Source organism: Brevundimonas naejangsanensis (assembly GCF_000635915.2).
GTDB classification, from domain to species: Bacteria; Pseudomonadota; Alphaproteobacteria; order Caulobacterales; family Caulobacteraceae; genus Brevundimonas; species Brevundimonas sanguinis.
Window position 1 is genome coordinate 1,683,809 of the sequence record NZ_CP015614.1, and the last position, 21,462, is coordinate 1,705,270.

At 68.4% G+C, this 21,462-nt stretch carries 17 protein-coding genes and 1 tRNA gene; all 18 read left to right on the forward strand.

Features of this window, described 5'->3' with window-relative positions; all coding sequences use genetic code 11:
• Positions 1-31: 31 nt before the first annotated feature.
• A complete protein-coding gene (locus DA69_RS07985) occupies positions 32-898 on the forward strand; it encodes a hypothetical protein (RefSeq protein ID WP_025978265.1) in 867 nt (288 codons plus the stop codon).
• A 154-nt stretch (positions 899-1,052) separates the two neighbouring features.
• Complete coding sequence (locus DA69_RS07990; protein ID WP_025978264.1) at positions 1,053-1,646, forward strand: YfbR-like 5'-deoxynucleotidase; 594 nt, start codon at positions 1,053-1,055, stop codon at positions 1,644-1,646.
• Between the two features lie 8 nt (positions 1,647-1,654).
• Positions 1,655-2,608, forward strand: a complete 954-nt coding sequence (locus DA69_RS07995) for an NUDIX hydrolase (RefSeq protein WP_025978263.1) — start codon at positions 1,655-1,657, stop codon at positions 2,606-2,608.
• Positions 2,609-2,705: 97 nt separating this feature from the next.
• A tRNA-Ser gene (locus tag DA69_RS08000) sits at positions 2,706-2,795 on the forward strand.
• A 505-nt stretch (positions 2,796-3,300) separates the two neighbouring features.
• The gene (locus tag DA69_RS08010; RefSeq protein ID WP_025978261.1) at positions 3,301-3,519 is read left to right on the forward strand and encodes a hypothetical protein; all 219 of its coding nucleotides are present in this window, start codon (positions 3,301-3,303) and stop codon (positions 3,517-3,519) included.
• 168 nt (positions 3,520-3,687) lie between these two features.
• Positions 3,688-5,133: an aldehyde dehydrogenase family protein gene (locus DA69_RS08015; protein WP_025978260.1), complete on the forward strand. Its 1,446-nt coding sequence runs from the start codon at positions 3,688-3,690 to the stop codon at positions 5,131-5,133.
• Between the two features lie 17 nt (positions 5,134-5,150).
• Positions 5,151-5,915, forward strand: coding sequence for a glucose 1-dehydrogenase (locus tag DA69_RS08020; RefSeq protein WP_025978259.1), 765 nt, complete (start codon positions 5,151-5,153; stop codon positions 5,913-5,915).
• Positions 5,899-7,011 carry a 3-isopropylmalate dehydrogenase gene (leuB, locus tag DA69_RS08025; RefSeq protein ID WP_025978258.1) on the forward strand — a complete coding sequence of 371 codons (1,113 nt, stop codon included), beginning with the start codon at positions 5,899-5,901 and terminating at the stop codon, positions 7,009-7,011. Before DA69_RS08020 ends, leuB begins: the two co-directional genes overlap by 17 nt.
• A 10-nt stretch (positions 7,012-7,021) precedes the next feature.
• Entirely contained in the window at positions 7,022-8,308 is a 1,287-nt protein-coding gene (locus DA69_RS08030; RefSeq protein WP_025978257.1) for an acetylornithine deacetylase/succinyl-diaminopimelate desuccinylase family protein, read from the forward strand.
• Between the two features lie 19 nt (positions 8,309-8,327).
• Positions 8,328-8,879: a cupin domain-containing protein gene (locus tag DA69_RS08035; RefSeq protein ID WP_025978256.1), complete on the forward strand. Its 552-nt coding sequence runs from the start codon at positions 8,328-8,330 to the stop codon at positions 8,877-8,879.
• Between the two features lie 155 nt (positions 8,880-9,034).
• Positions 9,035-10,357, forward strand: coding sequence for an aspartate aminotransferase family protein (locus DA69_RS08040; RefSeq protein WP_025978255.1), 1,323 nt, complete (start codon positions 9,035-9,037; stop codon positions 10,355-10,357).
• Positions 10,358-10,383: 26 nt separating this feature from the next.
• Entirely contained in the window at positions 10,384-12,600 is a 2,217-nt protein-coding gene (locus tag DA69_RS08045) for a TonB-dependent receptor (protein ID WP_025978254.1), read from the forward strand.
• A gap of 68 nt (positions 12,601-12,668) precedes the next feature.
• Positions 12,669-14,249, forward strand: a complete 1,581-nt coding sequence (locus tag DA69_RS08050; RefSeq protein ID WP_235599134.1) for an alkaline phosphatase D family protein — start codon at positions 12,669-12,671, stop codon at positions 14,247-14,249.
• A gap of 23 nt (positions 14,250-14,272) precedes the next feature.
• Positions 14,273-15,118, forward strand: coding sequence for an acid phosphatase (locus DA69_RS08055; protein WP_235599135.1), 846 nt, complete (start codon positions 14,273-14,275; stop codon positions 15,116-15,118).
• 173 nt (positions 15,119-15,291) lie between these two features.
• Positions 15,292-17,826 carry an ABC transporter substrate-binding protein gene (locus tag DA69_RS08060; RefSeq protein WP_025978251.1) on the forward strand — a complete coding sequence of 845 codons (2,535 nt, stop codon included), beginning with the start codon at positions 15,292-15,294 and terminating at the stop codon, positions 17,824-17,826.
• Entirely contained in the window at positions 17,823-18,677 is an 855-nt protein-coding gene (locus DA69_RS08065) for an ABC transporter permease (RefSeq protein ID WP_025978250.1), read from the forward strand. Before DA69_RS08060 ends, DA69_RS08065 begins: the two co-directional genes overlap by 4 nt.
• Positions 18,678-18,679: 2 nt before the next feature.
• Positions 18,680-20,296: an ABC transporter ATP-binding protein gene (locus tag DA69_RS08070; RefSeq protein WP_025978249.1), complete on the forward strand. Its 1,617-nt coding sequence runs from the start codon at positions 18,680-18,682 to the stop codon at positions 20,294-20,296.
• Positions 20,293-21,429, forward strand: coding sequence for a P1 family peptidase (locus DA69_RS08075; RefSeq protein ID WP_025978248.1), 1,137 nt, complete (start codon positions 20,293-20,295; stop codon positions 21,427-21,429). The genes DA69_RS08070 and DA69_RS08075 overlap by 4 nt, the downstream gene beginning before the upstream one ends.
• Positions 21,430-21,462: the final 33 nt, after the last annotated feature.

Consider the following 21,462-nt stretch of genomic DNA (forward strand, 5'->3'; position numbering starts at 1 on the left):
CGCACAATCGGGACCTTGAGTGGAGCCGACCATGCAACAGATCACCTGGCCTGTTATCGCTTTGGCGCTGATGGCCGCCGCCTGCGACAACCCGGGTACGGTGCGCATCACCACCTCTTCGACCTCGGATTCATCCGGGGTGCTGAAGGTCGTCGACGCCCTGCAGTGTCCCCAGACCCAGGGTGTGCTGACGCGCAAGGGTTCGGCCCGCGCCGACGGGTCGTGCGTCTATGGCGGGCCGCGCGGTTCGGAAGTCATCCTGCAACTGGTTCAACTGGACGGCCGCTCTTCCACCGAGGCTCTGAAAAGCTTTGAGAACCGCCTGACCTCCGACCTGCCCGAGGCCGTGGCCGAGGTGGAGGCTGAAAACGCCCGCGTGGAGGCCGAGGCCGTCAGGGCTGAGGCGGACGCCGCCCGCGCCGAAGCCGATGCGTCGCGCGCCGCCGCAGACGCCGAGGCCGCAGCCGGCGAAACCGCCCAGGTCAGGATGCCGGGCCTGCGCGTCGATGCTCAGGGCGACAAGGCCACCGTCCGACTGCCCGGCATGCGCATCGACGCCGACGGCGACCGCGCCAACATCCGCATCGGCGGCCTGACCATCCGCGCGGACGACAAGTCCAGCCGCGTCAACGTCTCGTCCGGCGACGATGCGGTGAACATCGACGCGACCGACGCCGCCGCCCGCATCCGCACCAGCGGTTCCGGCGAGGCGGTGCGCGCCACCTTCCTGATGACCGGCAAGGAGGCCTCGGCCAGCGGCTGGCGCACCGTGGGTTATGAGGCGCGCGGCCCGGTCGGCGGCCCGATCGTCGTCGCCACCGTCCGCAGCAAGGACCGCGATCCGGACCGCCTGTTCGACGCGGCCAAGGCGCTGGTGACGCTAAACGTCGGCGATTAACCCCCATCTATCGCAACGGCCGCCCTTGATCGCGCGTTCGGTCTGAGTCACCAGCCTGAGCATGCGCAACATCAAGACCTTGGCCGAAGAAATCGAAGACGCCGGCCCCGCGCCCCGAGTCCGCAAACCCAAGCCGCCGCGCGCCTGGCAGCGGATGCTGTCGGGTCGCCGCCTGGATTTGCTGGACCCCTCGCCGTTCGACATCGAGATCGAGGACATCGCCCACGGCCTGGCCCGCGTCGCCCGCTGGAACGGCCAGACCATCGGCGAGCACGCCTTCTCGGTCGCTCAGCACTCCCTGGTGGTCGAGGAGATCGCCGCCCACATCCGGCCGGGGCTGGAGCCGAAATGGCGCCTGGCCGCCCTGCTGCACGACGCCTCGGAATACGTCATCGGCGACATGATCTCGCCGTTCAAATCGGCGCTTGGCTCCAGCTACAAGGATTTCGAGGCCCGGCTGGAAGCCGCCATCCACGTCCGCTTCCAGCTGCCGCCCAAGACGCCGCAGACGATCAAGACCCTGATCAAGAAGGCCGACAAGGCCTGCGCCTTCTATGAGGCGACGCAGCTGGCCGGCTTCACCCGCCGCGAGTCCCTGCAGATCTTCGGCGCCCCGCCGCCCGGCTATGACCTGGTGATCGAGCCCCAGCCCGCCGCCATCGCCCAACAGCGCTATCTGGACCGCTACCGCGTTCTGGCCGAAGCTGTCGGCATCCTGCCCGGCGCCGACGCCTGGCACACCGAATAGGACGCTTGATGAAGCAGGGGGGCGAACAGGGCGTGCGGATCGGCCTGTCGGCCGTGGTCATCGCCCTGCGCGACCGTCAGGCCGTGGTGCTGACCACCCATGCCTCGGACGGCGCCGCCGCCCTGCCCTTCGGCCCGTTCGATCCGGCGCGCGACCGCACCTTTGAACTGGCCCTGCGCGCCTTCGTCACCGAACAGACCGGCTTTCCGCTCGGCTTTGTCGAGCAGCTCTACACCTTCGGCGACGCCGGTCGCGCCTCGCCCCGCGCCACCCCGGGGCCGGAACGCGCGCGCGAAGTCTCGGTCGGCTATCTGGCCCTGACCGCCGAGGCGCCCGACGCGCCCGGCTTCGCCTCGGGCCGGGACGCCGCCTGGACGCCCGTTTTCGACATCTTTCCCTGGGAAGACTGGCGCCAGGGCCGCCCCGCCGTCCTGGCCAGCCTGCGCTCCGACCTGGCCGATTGGGCAGGCGATGATCCCGCCCGACGCGGCCGCGCCGAGTCCCTGTTCGCCCTCTCGCCCGACACGCGCTGGAACGAAGAGCGCGTGCTGGAACGCTATGAGCTCCTCTATGAGGCGGGCCTGGTCGCCGAATCCGCCCGCGATCATGACCGGCCGATCCCGGCGCCCCTGGGCGACCTGTCCATGACCTCGGACCACCGCCGCATCGTCGCCACGGGCCTTGGCCGACTGCGCTCCAAGCTGAAGTACCGCCCGGTCCTGTTCGACCTGACGCCGCCGACCTTCACCCTATCCGCTCTGCAGAACGCAGCCGAGGCTGTGGCGGGCCTGTCCTTGCACAAACAGAACTTCCGGCGCGGCGTTGAGCGCACCGGCCTGGTCCAGCCCACAGGCGTTTTCGCCAGCGACACCGGCGGCCGCCCGGCCGAACTTTTTCGCTATATCGGCCCTGAACCGTCCGGCGGCGCCCCCTCTGGACTGGCCCTTCCCGGACAGCGTTGAAGCGCCAGTCGATTTTCTTCGACATACGGCTTGCAGCCCGGCACGGCTTTCATTAGAGAGACCGCTCGCTCAGCCCCATTAGGGACTACCGACCCGCGGAGAGGTGGCAGAGTGGTTGAATGTACCGCACTCGAAATGCGGCGTACGTGGAAGCGTACCGGGGGTTCGAATCCCCCCCTCTCCGCCACACACTTTCCCTCCTGAAATTGTAGAATTGCGCTCCCGCCCGATAGCTTGGGTGGTTGTAGGGCAGGCGTCGCTGTCTTCAGGCCAGAGCCACGGGCGGATCACTGCGGCGTCTGGGTTTCCCATCAGTTCCCGCCCGGTTCCCAAACTTTTCGTGTAGCGCTGCAGTAGGAACCGGCTTCACCCCTGTTGCTTGATTTCACTCAATCAACAGGGAGAACCGCCATGACAGACGTCCAACCGAACGGCCCCAACCGCGACGACGAGACCGGCCTCGATGGCGACGAGGTCGAAGCTGGCCGAGCCGCTCGGAAGGCGGCCGCCAACCAAGATTCAGAGCAAACCAGCAACCCCGCTGACCGAAGCGCGACGCCCGCAACCGGCGGCGCTGGCGCGGCTGGCGCCGGCGGTCCCAAGGGCTTCGGCACAGGCACCTGAACAGGACGGAGGGGAGAGCGAGGCGCGAGCAACGACCTTGTTCTCCCCTCCTTCACAGGGAGAAAACAATGACGGCAAACGATCAAGACCCTCGCAGCCCCGCTGACAAAGACAGCCTTCAGGCGCAGGCCCGCCGCGAAACCGGCGATGCGGAACGCCGCGACCGACACCCCGATCCCAGCGTCACCACTCCTCAGCCGGACGGAAACCCTGACCAACGCCGAAAGTTGGAAGAAGAAGCCGCCAAGGCGCCCGCGCCGACGGTGCCGATCGCCAACCCGGATTGAGCCATTCGTTGAGATTGGCCAACATCGCTCAATATTTTGAGCATCACAAACGCTAAATCAACAACTTAGCCCCCGCGCAAAAAGGGCTTGTTGCATAATCCGTAATGCGGCCCACTCTCACGCTGGCGATCCCTCAGAGAAGATCGCAGGCAGGATGGGCGGAAACGAGTGGCGGCGCCATTTTCCACGGACAAGGTTTTCATCAACGGCGTATGGCGGTCCGCCGCCGACGGCGCGACCCTGCCCATCGAGAACCCGTCGACGGGCGAGGTCATGGGAGCCTTGGCCGCCGGGACCGCCGCAGACGTGGACGCCGCTGTCCGCGCCGCGCGCGCCGCCTTCGATGGAGACTGGGGCCGCATGACGGCCGTCGAGCGCGGCCGCATCCTGGCCCGCATGAGCCGCGAGGTTGAAGCCCGCATCGACATGCTGGCCGAGCTTGAGGCGCTGGACGTCGGCAAGCCGGTGAAGCAGGCTCGCAACGACGTCGTCGCCCTGGCCCGCTATCTCGAATTCTATGCCGGCGCGGCGGACAAGCTGCACGGCGAGACCATTCCCTTCCAGGACGGCTACACCGTTTACACCCTGCGCGAACCGCACGGGGTGACGGGCCACATCATCCCCTGGAACTATCCGATGCAGATCATCGGGCGCTCGGTCGTGGCGGCCCTGTGCGTCGGCAACGCCGTGGTGCTGAAGCCCGCCGAGCAGGCGTCGCTGACCGCCCTCGCCTTCGCCCACATCGCCGCCGACTGCGGCCTGCCCGCAGGCGCGCTGAACGTCGTGACCGGCACAGGCGCCGAGGCGGGCGCGGCGCTGGCCGCCCATCCGGGCGTCAACCACCTGTCCTTCACCGGCTCGACCGGCGTGGGCGTCGCCATCCAGCAGGCGGCGGCGGTCAACGCCGTGCCGGTGACGCTGGAACTGGGCGGCAAGTCCCCCCAGCTGGTGTTCGACGACGCCGATCTGGACAAGGCCCTGCCCTTCCTCGTCAACGCGGGCGTCCAGAACGCAGGCCAGACCTGTTCGGCCGGATCGCGCGTGCTGGTTCAGCGCGGCGTCTATGACCAGGTCGTGCGCCGCATGGCCGAGCGCTTCGCCGCCCTGACCGTCGGCCCTGCCATGGACGACCGCGATGTCGGCCCCCTGGTGTCCAGGAAGCAGCAGGCCATGGTCGAGAGCTTCGTCGACAAGGGCCGCGCCGACGGCCTGATCGTGGCTCAGGCGACGCTGACCGACCTTCCGTCCGGCGGCGCTTATGTCGCCCCGACCCTGTTCGCCAATGTCGCGCCCGATCACCCGCTGGCGCAGCAGGAAATCTTCGGCCCCGCCGTCGTCGTCATCCCGTTCGAGACGGAAGACGAGGCTGTCGCCATCGCCAACGGCACCGACTACGGCCTCGTCGCCGGGGTCTGGACTAGCGATGGCGGACGGCAGATGCGGCTGGCCAAGCGGCTGCGGGCCGGACAGGTCTTCATCAACAACTACGGCGCGGCGGGCGGGGTCGAACTGCCCTTCGGCGGCGTCGGCAAGTCGGGCCACGGTCGCGAGAAGGGGTTCGAGGCGCTCTACGCCTTCACCACCCTGAAGACCGTCGCGGCCCATCACGGATAGCGCAAGGGAGTGGCCTCTTGGGGGAGAACAGATCGAAGCGGCTGGAGGGCAAGCGAGCGATCGTCACGGGCGGAGCCTCCGGCTTCGGCGCCGGCATCGCGCGCCGCTTCGCCGAGGAAGGCGCCCGCGTCATCGTCGCCGACCTGAACGGGGAGGCCGCCCGCGCCCTGGCCGCTGAATGGGGCGACGCCGATCTGGGCGTGAAGGTCGACGTATCCAGCGCCGCCGACGTGGCGGCTCTCGCTGAAACGGCGAACCGCCTGCTGGGCGGCGTCGACATCGTGGTCAACAATGCGGGCGTCGGCCACACGCCCCAGCCGCTAGACGAACTGTCGGACGAAGCGTTCGACCGCATCGCCGCCGTCAACATGCGCGCCATCTATCTGATGTCGAAGGCCTTCGTGCCGGCGATGAAGGCGCAAGGGTCCGGCGCCATCCTCAACATCGCCTCGACCGGCGGGGTCAGCCCCCGGCCAAACCTGACCTGGTACAACGCCTCCAAGGGCTGGGTCATCACGGCCACCCGCGCCATGGCGGTCGAACTGGCGCCCTTCCAGGTGCGGGTGAACGCGCTCAATCCCGTGGCGGGCGACACCCCTCTGCTGAAGACCTTCATGGGCGAGGACACGCCCGAGATGCGGTCCAAATTCCTCTCGTCCATTCCGCTGGGCCGCTTCTCGACGCCGGAGGACATGGGCGCCGCCGCCGCCTTCCTCTGTTCGGACGACGCCTCGATGATCACCGGCGTGGCGCTGGAGGTGGACGGTGGCCGCTGCATCTGACCGCGTCTTCAAGCTTCTGGTCCTGCCGGGCGACGGCATCGGCCCGGAGATCATCCGCGAGACCCTGCGCATCGTCGACTGGGCCCGGAACGCCGGGCTGCGGATTGAACTGAGCGAGGGACTGGCCGGGGGCGCCAGCATCGACGCCGTCGGCGCGCCCATAGCCGAGGATGTGGTAGAGCAGGCCCTGGCGTCCGACGCCGTCCTGTTCGGCGCCGTGGGCGGGCCGAAGTGGGACCACCTGCCCCGCGCCCAGCGGCCCGAGATGGGCATTCTGCGGCTGCGTCAGGCGCTGGACCTCTACGCCAACCTGCGCCCCGCCGTCTGCTTCGACGAGCTTCTGGACGCCTCGGCGCTGAAGCCCGAGCTGATCCGGGGCCTCGACATCCTGATCGTGCGCGAGGCGACGGCGGGGGTCTATTTCAGCCTGCCCCGCGCCAACGAGGTCGGCCCCGACGGTCAGCGCCGCGCCTATGACACCCAGGCCTATACGGAAGGCCAGATCGCCCGCGTCTGTCGCACGGCGTTCGAGCTGGCGCGCACACGCCAGCGCCGCGTCTGCTCGGTCGACAAGGCCAATGTCATGGAGACCGGCGCCCTGTGGCGCGCGGTCGCCACCGAGGTCGCCGCCGACTATCCCGACGTGGAGCTGTCGCACATGTACGCCGATAACTGCGCCATGCAGTTGGTGCGTCGGCCGGACCAGTTCGACGTCATCGTCACCGACAACCTGTTCGGCGACATCCTGTCCGACGCGGCGGCGGCCCTGACGGGGTCGCTGGGCCTGCTGCCCTCGGCCTCCCTGTGCGGGCTTGGACAAGGCGGCCGCAGTCGGGGCCTGTATGAGCCGATCCACGGCTCTGCGCCGGATATCGCCGGGCAAGGCGTCGCCAACCCCATCGCGACCATCCTGTCCTTCGCCCTGTGCCTGCGCTGGTCCTTCGACCGAGCGGACCTGGCCGACCGGCTTGAGCGCGCCGTGCGTCACGTCGTCTATAGCGGCGTCCGCACCCCCGACATCGCCCATGCCGGCATCGCCGCCGTCTCCACCATCGAGATGACCGACGCGGTTCTGACCGCCCTGCACGCCCAGTGAGGTTCGACCCATGAGCACCCCCACCCTGCAGACCGTCATGGAGCTGATCGACGGCCGCACCGACGAACTGGTCGCGCTGACGCAAGACCTGATCCGCTTCCCCACCATCAACCCGCCGGGCGAGGCCTATCGCCCCTGCGCCGAATACATCGGCGAGCGGCTGAAGACGCGCGGCTTCACCGTCGAATATGTGCGCGGCGAAGGCTCGCCGGGCGACAGCGACGCCTATCCCCGCACTAACGTCATCGCCCGCTGGACAGGCAGCGAGCCCGGCCCTTGCGTCCACTTCAACAGCCATATCGACGTGGTCGAGGTCGGGTCCGGCTGGACCGTCGATCCCTTCGCAGGCGTAGTGAAGGACGGCCGCGTCTATGGCCGGGGCGCCTGCGACATGAAGGGCGGGCTGGCCGCCTCCATCATCGCCGTCGAGGCCCTGATCGATTCCGGCCTGCCCCTGCCCGGCGCGCTCGAAATCTCCGGCACGGTAGACGAGGAATCCGGCGGCTACGGCGGCGTCGCCTATCTGGCCGAGCGCGGCTGGTTCTCAGAGCCCAAGGTCAACCACGTCATCATCCCCGAGCCGCTGAACGTGGACCGGGTCTGCATCGGCCATCGCGGCGTCTGGTGGGCCGAGATCGAGACGAAGGGCCGCATCGCCCACGGTTCCATGCCCTTCCTGGGCGATTCCGCCATCCGCCACATGGGCGCGGTGATGGAAGAGTTTGAATCCAAGCTCTATCCCGCCATGGCCGCCCGCCATTCCGACATGCCGGTGGTGCCCGAGGGCGCGCGCCAGTCGACGATGAACATCAACTCCATCCACGGCGGTCAGGCCGAGGGCTTCGACGGCCTGCCTGCGCCCTGCGTCGCCGATTCCAGCCGCATGGTCATCGATCGCCGCTTCCTGATCGAGGAGACGCTGGAGGATGTGAAGGGCGAGGTGAAGGCCATCCTCGACGGGCTGGCGGCCCAGCGCCACGGCTTCCGCTATGAGATGCGCGACCTGTTCGAAGTGGCGCCCAGCATGGCCGACCGCGACGGCCCCGTCGCCAGCACGACCGCCGCCGCCATTGAGACGGTGTTGGGACGCAAGGCCCAGTTCGTCTGCTCGCCCGGCACCTATGACCAGAAGCACATCGACCGCATCGGCCGGCTGAAGGACTGCATCGCCTACGGCCCCGGCGTGCTCGACCTGGCGCACCAGCCCGACGAATGGGTGGGCATTGAGGACATGACCAACTCGGCCAAAGTCATGGCGCGGGCGGCCTATGATCTGCTGACCCGCAAACGGAACTGACAGGGTGGCGCGTGGCGATATGGACGAAGAGAACATCATCGGCCCGCGCCTGCGGGCGCTGCGGGATCGCCTTGGCCTGTCGCAGCGCGCGCTCGCTCGCAAGGCGGGCGTGCCGTCCAGCACCGTCAGCCTGGTCGAGAGCGGCCGCACCAGCCCCTCGGTCGGCTCGTTGAAGCGGCTGCTGGACGCGGCGGGCATATCGCTGGGCGACTTCTTCAGCTCGGAGTTCGAGACCCCGACCAAATACTTCTATCGCCACGACGAACTGACCGACATCTCGCGCGGCGAGGTCTCCTACCGTCAGCTGGGCTCCAGCCAGGATTCCAGCCTGCAGATCCTCTACGAGACCTATCAGCCCGGCTCGGACAGCGGGCGGGTCATGCTGTCCCACGAGGGCGAGGAAGGCGGGCTGATCATCTCCGGCCGGCTGGAAGTCACGGTCGACGGCCAGTCGCGGGTGCTGAAGGCAGGCGACGGCTACCTGTTTCCCAGCGTCCTGCCGCACCGTTTTCGCAACGTCGGCGACTGCCCCTGCGTGGTCATCAGCGCCTGCACTCCGCCGACCTTCTGACCGCGCCGTTGCGGGCGATCATTATAACGATCACTGGAATATTTTTGCCATCAATCTCAGCGGTATAGTCCTATGAAGAAACAGGCTTGCCGTAATTAGCGATCCGTCGGCTACTCATTCCCGAAAGGGGGAAGGCCGTGACGAAGGATGACTGCATGACCGCCGCCAGAGCCGCCAACGATCTCGATCCTTTCTGGATGCCGTTCACGGCCAACCGCGCCTTCAAGGCCCAGCCGCGCCTGCTCGCCTCGGCCAGGGACATGCACTACTTCACCCCCGACGGCCGGGCGGTGCTGGACGGCACGGCCGGCCTGTGGTGCGTCAACGCCGGCCACGCGCGCAAACCGATCGTCGAGGCCATCCAGCGCCAGGCCGAGGTTCTGGACTACGCCCCAACCTTCCAGCTGGGGCATCCGCTGGCGTTCGAGCTGGCGTCGCGTTTGGCCATGCTGCTGCCCGGCGACCTGAACCACGTCTTCTTCGCCGGCTCGGGGTCCGAGGCGGTCGACAGCGCCCTGAAGATCGCCCTCGCCTGTCAGCGCGCCAGGGGCTTTGAGAACCGCACCCGCCTGATCGGCCGCCAGAAGGGTTATCACGGCGTCGGCTTCGGCGGCATTTCCGTCGGCGGGCTAGAGAACAACCGGCGCGGCTTCCCCACCCTGCCCGGCGTCGACCACCTTTCGCACACGCTGAACCTTGAGGAAGCCGCCTTCACGCGCGGCCAGCCGACCTGGGGCCTGCACCTGGCCGATGAGCTGGAAGCCCTGATCGAGACCCACGGCGCCGAAACCATCGCCGCCGTCATCGTCGAACCCATGTCCGGATCGGCCGGGGTGATCGTGCCGCCCCTCGGCTATCTGGAGCGCCTGCGCGAGATCACGGCGCGGCACGGCATCCTGTTGATCTTCGACGAGGTCATCACCGGCTTCGGCCGTCTGGGCGCCCTGACGGCGGCCGAGGCGCTGGGCGTCACGCCCGACCTGATGACCTGCGCCAAGGGGCTGACCAACGGGGCCGTGCCCATGGGCGCCGTCGGCGTCAGCGCCGCCGTCTATCAGTCCGTGGTCGAGGGCGCCGCCGGCCCGGGCATCGAGTTCTTCCACGGCTACACCTATTCCGGCCATCCGCTGGCGGCGGCGGCCGGGCTGGCGACGCTGGATGTCTATGAAAGCGAAGGCCTATTCCAGCGCGCGGCCGAACTAACGCCCTACTGGCAGGACGCCGTGCACAGTCTGAAAGGACTGCCGCATGTCATCGACATCCGCGACATGGGTCTGGTCGCGGGCATTGAGCTTGAGCCCCGCGCCGGCGCGCCGGGGGCCCGCGCGACGGAAGCCTTCCACCGCGCCTTCGACGACGGCATTCTGATACGAGTGACAGCAGATGTCATCGCGCTGTCGCCTCCTTTGATTATCAGCCGCGACCAGATCGACGAGTTGATCGATCGCCTTTCCAGCATCATCAAAACCATCAGATAGATATCAGTGGTATTGAGGGGGACGATATGAACAAATATATCTTGGCGTCTTCTGTCAGTTTACTGACAATCGCCGCATTCTCCAGCGCCAACGCTCAGAGCGCCGCCCGCTCAGGAGAACAGGCCACGCGCGTCGATGAAATCATCGTCACCGCCCAGCGCCGCGAACAGGCCAGCCAGGACGTGGGCGTCTCCCTCAGCGTCGTCGGCGGCGAGCAGTTGGACGAGAAGGGCATTTCGGTCGTCAACGATCTTGAGAACGCCGTCCCCAACATGGAGGTCGACAGCCAGTTCGGCGGCGGCCAGCCCCAGTTCCGCATCCGCGGCATCGGCGCGCGCGAATACTCCTCGAACAACGCCTCGACCGTCGGCATCTACGTCGACGAAGTGGCCCACCCCTATACCGTGACCACCCAGGGCGCGATGTTCGACATCGCCCGTCTGGAGGTCCTGCGCGGACCGCAGGGCACGCTTTACGGCCGCAACACCACCGGCGGCGCCGTCAACATCATCACCAATGCGCCCACGGCCGACTTCCGCGCCGGCTTCAACGCCGAATACGGGACCTTCGACCGCTATAAGGTCGAGGGCTATGTCTCGGGCCAGATCGCGCCGAACCTGCTGGGCCGCCTGGCCGCCGTCACCGAACAGGGGGGCGCCTGGCAATACCACCGCGACACCGGCGAAAAGCTGGGCGACCTGAACAAGACCGCCATTCGCGGCCGCCTGACCTGGGACGTCAGCGAGACGATCACCGCCGACCTCAGCGCCACCTATTCGATCGACAAGTCCGACGGCCGCGGCTTCCGCCTGCTGGGCCCATACACCGTCTCGGGCAACAGCGTGACCTATCCCAAGGACACCGCCTGGCGCATCACGGGCTGGGGCATCTCGCCGGAAATGGCGGCGGTGGCCGGGGTCGGTCTGAACGCCAAACCCTTCCGCGACAACGACGGCTTCGACATCAGCGCCCGCATCAAGGCCGATCTGGGCTGGGCCGATCTGACCTCGATCACCGCCTACCAGACCTTCTCGCGCAGCGAGTTCAACGACTGGGACAGCACCCGCTTCAATGAGTCGAACGTCTTCTTCTACAACGATATCGACGTCTTCGCTCAGGAACTGCGGCTGAGCTCGAACGGCGACGGCCCGTTCAACTGGATGATCGGCGCCCACTATGCCGATGAAAGCATCGACGGCGGCTTCTACACCAACTTCCGGGGCAACCCGAACCTGATCAACACCGGCTATGGCCAGTCGGTGTCGGCCTTCGGGATTTTCACCCACAACTCCTACCAGGTGAACGAGCGGCTGAACCTAATCGCCGGCCTGCGCTGGGAGACGGAGGAACGCACACTGGACAGCAGCGGCACCGTTGTCGCCCCCAACCCGCCTCCGGCCCCCCAATCCTATGACACCGACCTCAACGAGGTTTCAGGCCGTCTGGGGCTGGAATACAAGCTGACGGACGACGCCCTGTTCTACGCCAGCGTAGCGCGCGGCGTGAAATCGGGCGGCTTCACCACCTATAACGCCACCTCTGCGACCCCGTTCAAACCGGAAATCGTCATCGCCTATGAGGCCGGGATCAAGTCCGACCTGTTCGACCGCCGCCTGCGTTTGAACGGCGCCCTGTTCTACTACGACTACAAGGACCAACAGGTTCAGGGGCTGGAGTACGACCGCATCACCGGCCGCCTGGGCAAGATCACCAATGTGCCCAAGTCGCACATCTACGGCGGCGAGATCGAGCTGACCTGGGTGCCTTTGGACGGCCTGACCATCAGCCAGAACCTGGGCTACAAGACCGGCGAGTATGACGAATACAACGCCATCGACGGCGCCAAGACCGACGCCGCCAACCCCAAGGACGGTCCCTGGGACATCATCATCACCAATGACCGTTCCGGCGAGCGCCTGTCCTTCCCCAAGATGAACTACGGCGGTTCGGTCAGCTATGATTTGGACATGGCGGGCTGGGAGCTGCGCGCCGAGACCAACTATAACTATCGGGACGAGCTGTATTCGGTCAGCTCCTCGTCGATCATCGACGCCTACTGGCTGTGGAACGCCAACTTCAGCGTCAGCCCGGCCGGCTCCAACTGGCGGGCGGGCCTGTGGGTGCGCAACATGTTCAACACCTACTACGAAGAGACGCGCAACGGCTTCAACGGCTCGGCCCGTCCGACCACCTCGCCCAGCCAGGGCCGCACCTACGGCGTGCGCCTGTCGATGAACTTCTAAGAGGCCTCCTCCCAAGCGGGGCGGGCCGGTTCCGGCCGGTCCGCCCCGCGCCTTTTGCTGATGGTATGATGGCTTGCTCCGCCCCCCGCCTTGATCGTCGCGCCCTGCTGACGGGTCTGGTCGTCGCGCCCGCCGTGCTGAGCTTCGGCCGGGCGCAGGCGGGCGGCGCCTATCTGTTTCCGCTGGGCGTCGCCAGCGGCGATCCCGCGCCGGACGGCTTCGTCATCTGGACCCGGCTGGCCGCCGATCCTCTGGCCGCCGATGGGCTGGGCGGCCTGTCTGGAGACGTTCCCGTGCGCTGGGAAGTCGCCGTCGACGACCAGTTCCGCCGCATCGTCGCCGCCGGAAACGTGACCGCCTCGACCGACGCCGCCCACAGCGTCCACGTCGAGGTCGCGGGCCTCGCCCCTCACCGCCCCTACTGGTACCGCTTCACCGCCCAGGGCCAGCAGAGCCCGACCGGCCGCGCCCTGACCACGCCCGCTCCGAACGCCAGCGCGGATCGCCTGCGTCTGGCTGTCGCCTCCTGCTCGCACTGGGAGCGCGGCTATTTCAGCGCCTATGGCCACATGGCCGACGAACAGCCCGACCTGACCCTGTTCCTGGGCGACTACATCTATGAATACAGCCTGGGGCCGGACCGCGCCGACCAGGTGGTGCGCCCCTACAACCTCGAGGAAGCGACCACGCTGGCGGGCTATCGCAACCGCTACGCCCTGCACCGCACCGACGCGAACCTGCAGCGCCTGCACGCCGTCGCCCCCTGCCTCGCCGTCTGGGACGACCACGAGGTTCAGGACGACTACTCCGGCGTGTGGTCCAAGATCCGAGGCGTCGCCCCAACCGACTTCCTGCAGCGCCGCGCCGCTGGATACCAGGCCTTCTACGAGGCCATGCCGATCCGTCGCACGCGACTGAGCGCCGCCCTGCAGATGCCGATCTATCGCCGCGTCCGCTACGGCAGGCTGGCCGAGTTCTTCATGCTGGACGGGCGCCAGTACCGCTCGAAACAGCCGTGCAGCGCCGGCGAGAACGGCGGCAAGGGCCAGATCGTCACCGACGCCGCCTGCACCGACCGGCTGGACCCGTCGCGCACCTTCCTGGGCTTCGAGCAGGAGCGCTGGCTCTATGACGGCCTGGCCCGCGCCGAGGCGCGCTGGAACATCCTGGGCCAGAATCTGGTCATGGCGGGCCTGCGTCTGGCCCGCAGCCCGGCCGAGGAAAACCGCTACTGGACCGACACCTGGGATGGTTTCCCCGCCGCCCGCGACCGGCTGACCTCCGCCCTGTCCGAGTTGAAGCCGTCCAATCCGGTGGTGCTCAGCGGCGACTACCACTCCTTCTGGACCAACGACGTGAAGCTGGACAGCCGCGACCCGTCCTCAGCCACGGTGGCGACCGAGTTCGTCGGCACCTCCATCACCTCGACCGGCCCCAGCTACGACGGCCTGATGGCGGTCATGCCGAATAATCCGCAGGTGAAGTTCTTCGACAGCCGCCCGCGCGGCTATATGTCGATCGACGTGCGCCCCGACCGCATGGATACGCGCTATCAGGTCATCAGCGACGTGCGCGATCCCAATGCCAGCGTCTCGACCCTGAAATCCTGGACCGTGGAATCGGGCCGCCCCGGCGCCGTCGCCGCATGATCACTGCCTACTGGAGTTTCCCCATGACCATCTCGCGCCGTTCTTCCTCTCTCATCGCGATGAGCCTGGCTCTCGCGCTTGGCGGAGCGTTGAGCGGTTGCGCCGGCACGGCCGGGACGCAGACAGCAGCCGCGACGCCCGCGACCTTCTGGGAAGGCTTCCGCGACCACCCGCACGGCTATCTGACGGCCGAGAACACGCCCAACGCCGCCAACTTCCTGCCGCCCCCGCCCGAAGAGGGCTCGCTGCGCGAACAGGCCGACATCGCCGCCTATCGCGCCATGCGCGCGCTGGAAGGCTCCGAGCGCTGGGCCATCGCCCGCGCCGACAACGAGATTGAGACGCCCGGCGCCCCGCGCGCCTTCGACTGCGCCCTCGGCTTCAAGTTCGAACCCGAGAAGATGCCGACTCTCACCCTGCTGATGGGCAAGATGCTGGGCGATCTGGAGATGATCCAGACCCCGGCCAAGAAGGGCTATTTCCGCAAGCGCCCCTTCGTGGTCGAGCCGCTGCCGACCTGCATCGCGCCGGAAAGCTGGCTGGGGGCCAGCGGCTCCTATCCGTCCGGCCATTCGGCGCTGGGCTGGGCCTGGGGCCTGGTGCTGGCCGAACTGGCGCCCGACCGTGCCGACGCCATCCTGCGGCGCGGTCTGGCCTATGGCGAAAGCCGCGCGGTGTGCGGCGTCCACTACCCCAGCGACGTCGAGGCGGGCCGCATCGTCGGCGCGACCATCGTCACCCGACTGAAGGCCGACCCGGCGTTCCAGGCCGACTTCGCCCGCGCCAAGGAAGAGTTCGACGCCGCCCGCGCCGCCGCGACGGAGGCGACCGCCGCCTGCCCCGCCTCCCTGTCGCGCCAGCCATGGTGAGGCGCGCTTAATCGATGGCGTGAGGGGAAAGCCATGACGTAGGCTGACGCAGATCGGCCACGTCGCAAGGGGGAGATCGAGGGAAGGTGACGAAGACAGGGGCGACATGCGTCGCGACAGCATCACGACGGCGCGGCCGGAACGGCGGGCTTCGGCCCGGCCTGATCACGCTTATGCTTTCGCTGGCGCTGTGCCTCGTCTGGGGCCTGACGGCGCCGCAGGTTCAGGCGCAGGCGCCGCGCGACCGTCTGGTCCTGGGCCTGCCGCTGGAGCCGCCGAACCTTGATCCGACCTCGGGCGCGGCGGCGGCGGTGGACGAAGTCGTCTACGCCAACGTCTTCGAGGGCCTGACCAGGCTGACCCAGAACGGCGCGGTCGCCCCGTCGTTGGCCGACACGTGGGAAGCCGCCCCCGACGGCCTGACCTGGACCTTCCACCTCCGGCGCGGCGTGACCTTCTCCGACGGCTCGCCGTTCGACGCCTCCGTCGCCAAATTCTCTCTCGACCGCATCACCGCCGAGGGCTCGACCAACGCCCAGAAGGCCCTGTTCGAGCCGATCAGCAACGTCGAGGTCATTGATCCGGCGACCATCCGCATCCACCTGTCGCGGCCCGTGGCGACCCTGCCCTACGTCCTGGCCTGGGGCGACGCGGTCATGGTCTCGCCCAGCAGCGCCGCGACCAACGCCGTCACCCCCATCGGCACCGGCCCGTTCAGGCTGCAGAGCTGGCAGCGCGGCAGCCAGCTGACCCTGATCCGCCGCGACGGCTATTGGGGCACGCCCCCGCGCCTGAACACCGTCGTCTTCCGCTTCATCAGCGACCCGACCGCCGCCTTCGCGGCCGTAAGCGCCGGCGACGTGGACGCCTTCCCCAACTATCCCGCGCCCGAGAACGTGGCCCAGTTCCAGCGCGACCCGCGCTTCCGCGTCGTCGTCGGCGCCTCCGAAGGCAAGGTCATCCTCGGGATCAACAACACCAAGGCGCCGTTCAACGACGTGCGGGTGCGCCGCGCCCTGTCCTACGCCATCGACCGCGACGCCCTGATCCAAGGGGCCATGTTCGGCTTCGGCCAGCCCATCGGCAGCCACTATTCGCGTCAGGCGCCGGGCTATGTCGACCTGACCGGCCTCTATCCACACGACCCGGCCAAGGCGCGTCAACTGCTGGCCGAGGCGGGCTATCCCAACGGCATCGATGTAACGCTGCGACTGCCGCCTCGCCCCTACGCCCGACGCAGCGGCGAGGTGCTGATCTCGCAGCTGGCGCAGGCGGGCATCCGCGCCAGGATCGAGAACCTGGAATGGGCCCAGTGGCTGGATCAGGTGTTCAAGCGCCGCCAGTTCGACCTGACCATCGTCGAACACGTCGAGCCGATGGATTACGACATCTACGGCCGCAAGGACTACTACTTCGGCTACGACAGCCCCGCCTTCGACGCCCTGCTGGCGCAGGTCAACGCCGCGCCGGACGAGCCGACGCGCAACCGCCTGCTGGGCGATCTGCAACGCCGCATCGCCGAGGATGCGGTCAACGGCTTCCTGTTCCAGTCCTCGCGCATCGGCGTGTGGAAGGCGGACGTGAACGGCCTGTGGATCAACGGCCCCATCGCCGCCAACGATGTCACCGGCGCCTACTGGACCGGCGCAGGCGCAGCGGGCGCAGCGACTGCCGAACGCACCGGCGGCACCCTGCCCTGGGGTTGGATCAGCCTGATCGCGGGCGCGGCGCTCCTCGCCTTCGTCGCCTGGCGCTTCGGCGCGGCCTGGCTGCTGAAGAAGCTGGGCGGTCACGCGCTGACTCTGTTGGCGGCGACCGTGGTCATCTTCCTGCTGCTGCAGGTCGTGCCCGGCGATCCGGCCAGCTATATGATGGGGCTGAACGCCAGCCCGGAATCCATCGCCGCCCTGCGCCAGCAGATGGGCCTCGAAGGCTCGGGCCTTGAGCGCTACTTCGCCTGGCTCGGCGACCTGCTTACCGGAAAGTTCGGGACCAGCTACACCTATCAGGTGCCGGTCGGCGGCCTGATCGCGGAACGCCTGGCCGTGTCCGCGCCGCTGGCCCTGATGGCGACGATCCTTTCGCTGGCCATCGCCCTGCCCATCGGCGTCACCGCCGCCAGCCGCAGGGGAACCGCCGTCGACACCGGCCTGATCGGCGTGACCCAGATCGGCGTCGCCCTGCCCAACTTCTGGATCGCCATGCTGCTGATCCTGCTGTTCTCGGTGAACCTGGGCTGGTTCTCGGCGGGCGGCTTCCCCGGCTGGAGCGCCGGCTTCTGGCCCGCCTTCAAGGCCCTGATCCTGCCCGCGGTGGCCCTGGCCGCGCCGCAGGCCGCCATCCTCGCCCGCGTCCTGCGCACCGCCCTGCTCGACACGATGAACGAGGACTATGTCCGCACCGCCCGCGCCAAAGGCCTGTCGGTCAATCAGGCCCTGTGGCGACACGCGCTTCGCAATGCCTGGATCCCCGTCCTGACCATCCTCGGCCTTCAGTTCCCCTTCCTGCTGGCCGGCGGCATCATCATCGAGAACGTCTTCTCCCTGCCGGGCCTCGGCCGGCTGGTCTTCCAGGCCATCACCCAGCGCGACCTGATCGTGGTGCAGAGCGTGGTGGTGGTTCTGGTCTTCGCGGTGGTCCTGGTCAGCTTCCTGATCGACCTGGCCTATCTGTTCGCCGATCCGCGACTGAGGGGACGCCGCGCATGACCGACGCCCCTGCCGTCATCGCAACCAAGACCCGCGTGCGCTGGCCCCTGTCCCTGATCGTCGGCGCTAGCCTGACCGCCGTCGTGCTGGCGACCGCCCTGCTGGCGTTGGCCTGGACGCCCTATGACGTCGAGGCGGTGGACATCGCCGCCAAGCTGACCGCTCCCTCCGCCGCCCACCCGTTCGGCACGGACCACTTCGGCCGCGACGTGCTGTCGATGATCATGGCGGGGGCGCAGAACTCCCTTGTCGTGGCCTTCGTCGCCGTCGGCATCGGCGTCGTGATCGGCACGCCTCTGGGCCTGGCCGCAGCGGCGCGCGGCGGCTGGATCGACGAACTGGTCATGCGCGGCAACGACCTGATCTTCGCCTTCCCCGCCCTGCTGTTGGCCGTGATGATCACCGCCGTCATGGGACCGGGCGCGATCAACGCGATCATAGCCATCGGCGTCTTCAACATCCCCGTCTTCACCCGCGTCGCGCGCGGCGCGGCCCAGGGCCTGTGGACCCGCGAATACGTCCTGGCCGCCCGCACGGCGGGCAAGTCCAAGGCCCTGATCTCGGTCCAGCACATCCTGCCCAATCTGATGAGCCTGCTGGTCGTGCAGGCTGCGATCCAGTTCGCCGTCGGCATCGTGGCCGAGGCGGGCCTGTCCTACGTCGGACTGGGCGCCCAGCCGCCCGCGCCCAGCTGGGGCCGGATGCTGGCCGAGGCGCAGACCATGATCGGCTTCGCGCCCTGGCTGGCGATCATGCCGGGGCTGGCCATCTTCGTGACCGTGCTGGGCCTCAGCCTGACCGGCGACGGCCTGCGCGACCTGTTCGACCCGCGCGTGCGGCGGGAGCGTTGACCATGACCGTCCTCGACATCCGCGACCTCAGCCTCTCGATCGGCCAGACGCCGATCCTGAAGCACGTCAGCTTGTCCGTCGCCCCCGGCGAAATCCTCGGCCTCGTCGGCGAGAGCGGCTCGGGAAAGTCCATGACCGCGCTGGCCGTGCTGGGCCTGACACCGCCGCGCGCGACCCTGACCGGCGAGATCCGCCTGAACGGCCAGCTCGTCTCGAACGCCCCCGACGCCGTGATGCAGAAGGTGCGCGGCCGCGACGTGGGCGTCATCTTTCAGGAGCCGATGACGGCCCTGAACCCCGTCATGACCATCGGCGATCAGGTCGCCGAGACGGTGCGCCTGCACAAAAACGCCTCGCGCAAGGAGGCCCTCGCCGTCGCCCGCGCCGTGCTGGATCGCGTCGGCCTGCCCGCCGAACGCTTCCCCCTGACCCGCTATCCGCACGAGCTGTCGGGCGGCCAGAGACAGCGCGTCGCCATCGCCATCGCCATCGCCTTGACGCCGAAACTGTTGATCGCGGACGAGGCGACGACGGCGCTGGACGTGACGACGCAGGCTCAGGTGCTGGACCTGCTGAAACGGCTGGTGCGCGAGGACGGCATGGGCCTGATCCTCATCACCCACGACCTCGCCGTCGTGGCCGAGACCGCCGACCGGCTGGCGGTGATGAAGGACGGCGAACTGGTCGAGGAAGCGCCCGTCGACCGAATCCGCACCGGCATGGCGCACCCCTATTCCCAACGTCTGCTGGCCAACGCCACCCACGCCCCTACGCGGCGCAGCCGCCCGCAAGCCGACGCCGCCCCCGTGCTTCAGGTCGAGGGTCTGGTGCGCGACTACGGCGGCGCGCCCGCCCTGTTCGGCAAATCGAAAGCCTTCCGCGCCGTCGATCAGGTCAGCCTGTCGATCCAGCCGGGCGAGAGCGTCGGTCTGGTCGGCGAAAGCGGCTGCGGCAAGTCCACCCTGCTGCGCGCCATCCTCGCGCTGGAGACGCCGCAGGCGGGCCGCGTCCGGGTCAAGGGCCGCGACATCACCGCCGCGCGCGGCGCCGCCCTGAAATCCATCCGCCGCGACATTCAGGTGGTGTTCCAGGACCCCTACGGCAGCTTTGATCCGCGCTGGAAGGTCAGCGATCTGGTGGCCGAAAACTTCCACCTGCTCGCCGCCCGCCCCACCCCGCTTGAGGCCCGCCGCCGCGTCGACGAAATGCTGGAGCGCGTCGGCCTGTCCAGCAACGCCGCCGACCGCTATCCGCACGAGTTCTCGGGCGGCCAGCGCCAGCGCATCGCCATCGCCCGCGCCCTGATCACCGAGCCGTCTGTCATCTGTCTGGACGAGGCGGTCTCGGCGCTGGACGTCTCGATCCGCGCGCAAATCCTCGACTTGCTGGCCGACCTGTCGGATCGCCTCGGCCTGTCCTACCTCTTCGTCACCCACGACCTGACTGTGGTGCGGACGGTGACGGATCGCCTCTTGGTCATGCAGGCCGGAAAGATCGTCGAACAGGGCGAGACGGCCGCCGTCTTCGCCGCGCCTTCGCACCCCTATACGCAGAAACTTCTGGCGGCGACGCCGGATCTGGTCCGCAATAAAGCTCTGGAAAAGGAAACCGCCGGATGAACCGCAGAACCGTCCTCGGCTCGGCCCTGATCGGTGCCGCCGCCTCCGCAGCGGGCGCTGCGAGCGCCAAACCGGCCGCGCAAAGCGCCGCGCGCGCCCCAAGCCAATCTTCTGGCCGCACCGGCCCGCTGAACCTCATCACCGACGTCGAGGGCCTCAAGGTCGGTCAGGCGCACGACGCCAAGGTGCGCACCGGCGTCACCGTCATCCTGGCCGAAAAGCCCGCTACGGCCGCCGTGGACGTGCGCGGCGGCGGCCCCGCCGGGCGCGAGACCGACGTGCTGCGCCCAGAAAACCTGGTGCAGGAGGTGGACGCCATCATCCTGTCGGGCGGGTCGGTCTATGGCCTCGGCTCGGCCGACAGCGTGGCCGCCTGGATGGGCATGCGCGGGCGCGGCTACGGCATGGGCGGGGCGCCCGGCGTGCCGCCCTCGCCCATCATCCCGACCGCCTGCCTCTACGATCTGGCCAACGGCGGGAACAAGCAGTGGGAGATGGAGCCGCCCTATCGCCGCCTCTCGGTTCAGGCGCTAGAGGCGGCGGGCGACCGCTTCGACCTCGGCACCGCCGGCGCGGGCTATGGCGCGGAGGCGGGCGCGCTGAAAGGCGGCGTCGGCTCGGCCTCGGCGGTCATGGAGGCGGGCTGGACGGTCGGCGCCATCGTCGCGGTCAACAGCGTCGGCTCGGTCGTGGCGCCGGGCGGCAAGAGCTTTTGGGCCGCCCCCTATGAGATCGGCGACGAGTTCGGCGGGCTGGGGTCGTCCGGCCTGCACGCCTCGGCCGAGGACTGGGGCCTGTCCAAGTTCCGGCCCCAGCCGCGCGAGAACACCACCATCGCCTGCATCGCCACCGACGTGGCCCTGACGCGAGTCGAGCTTCAGCGCGTGGCCATCATGGCGCAGGACGGCATGGCCCGCGCCATCCGCCCGGCCCACGCCCCCTTCGACGGCGACACCCTGTTCAGCCTCTCGACCGGCAAGAAGGTGATCGCGGACCCAGCCATGCGCCAGATCGCGGTGGCCCAGCTGGGCAATGTCGCCGCCGACGTCCTGGCCCGCGCCGTAGCGCGCGGCGTCTATCACGCGACCAACTATGAGGGCGTCACCGGCAAGACCTGGCGCGAGATGGCCTGACCCCCTCCCGCCGGGAGAGGGTCTCGATCAGCC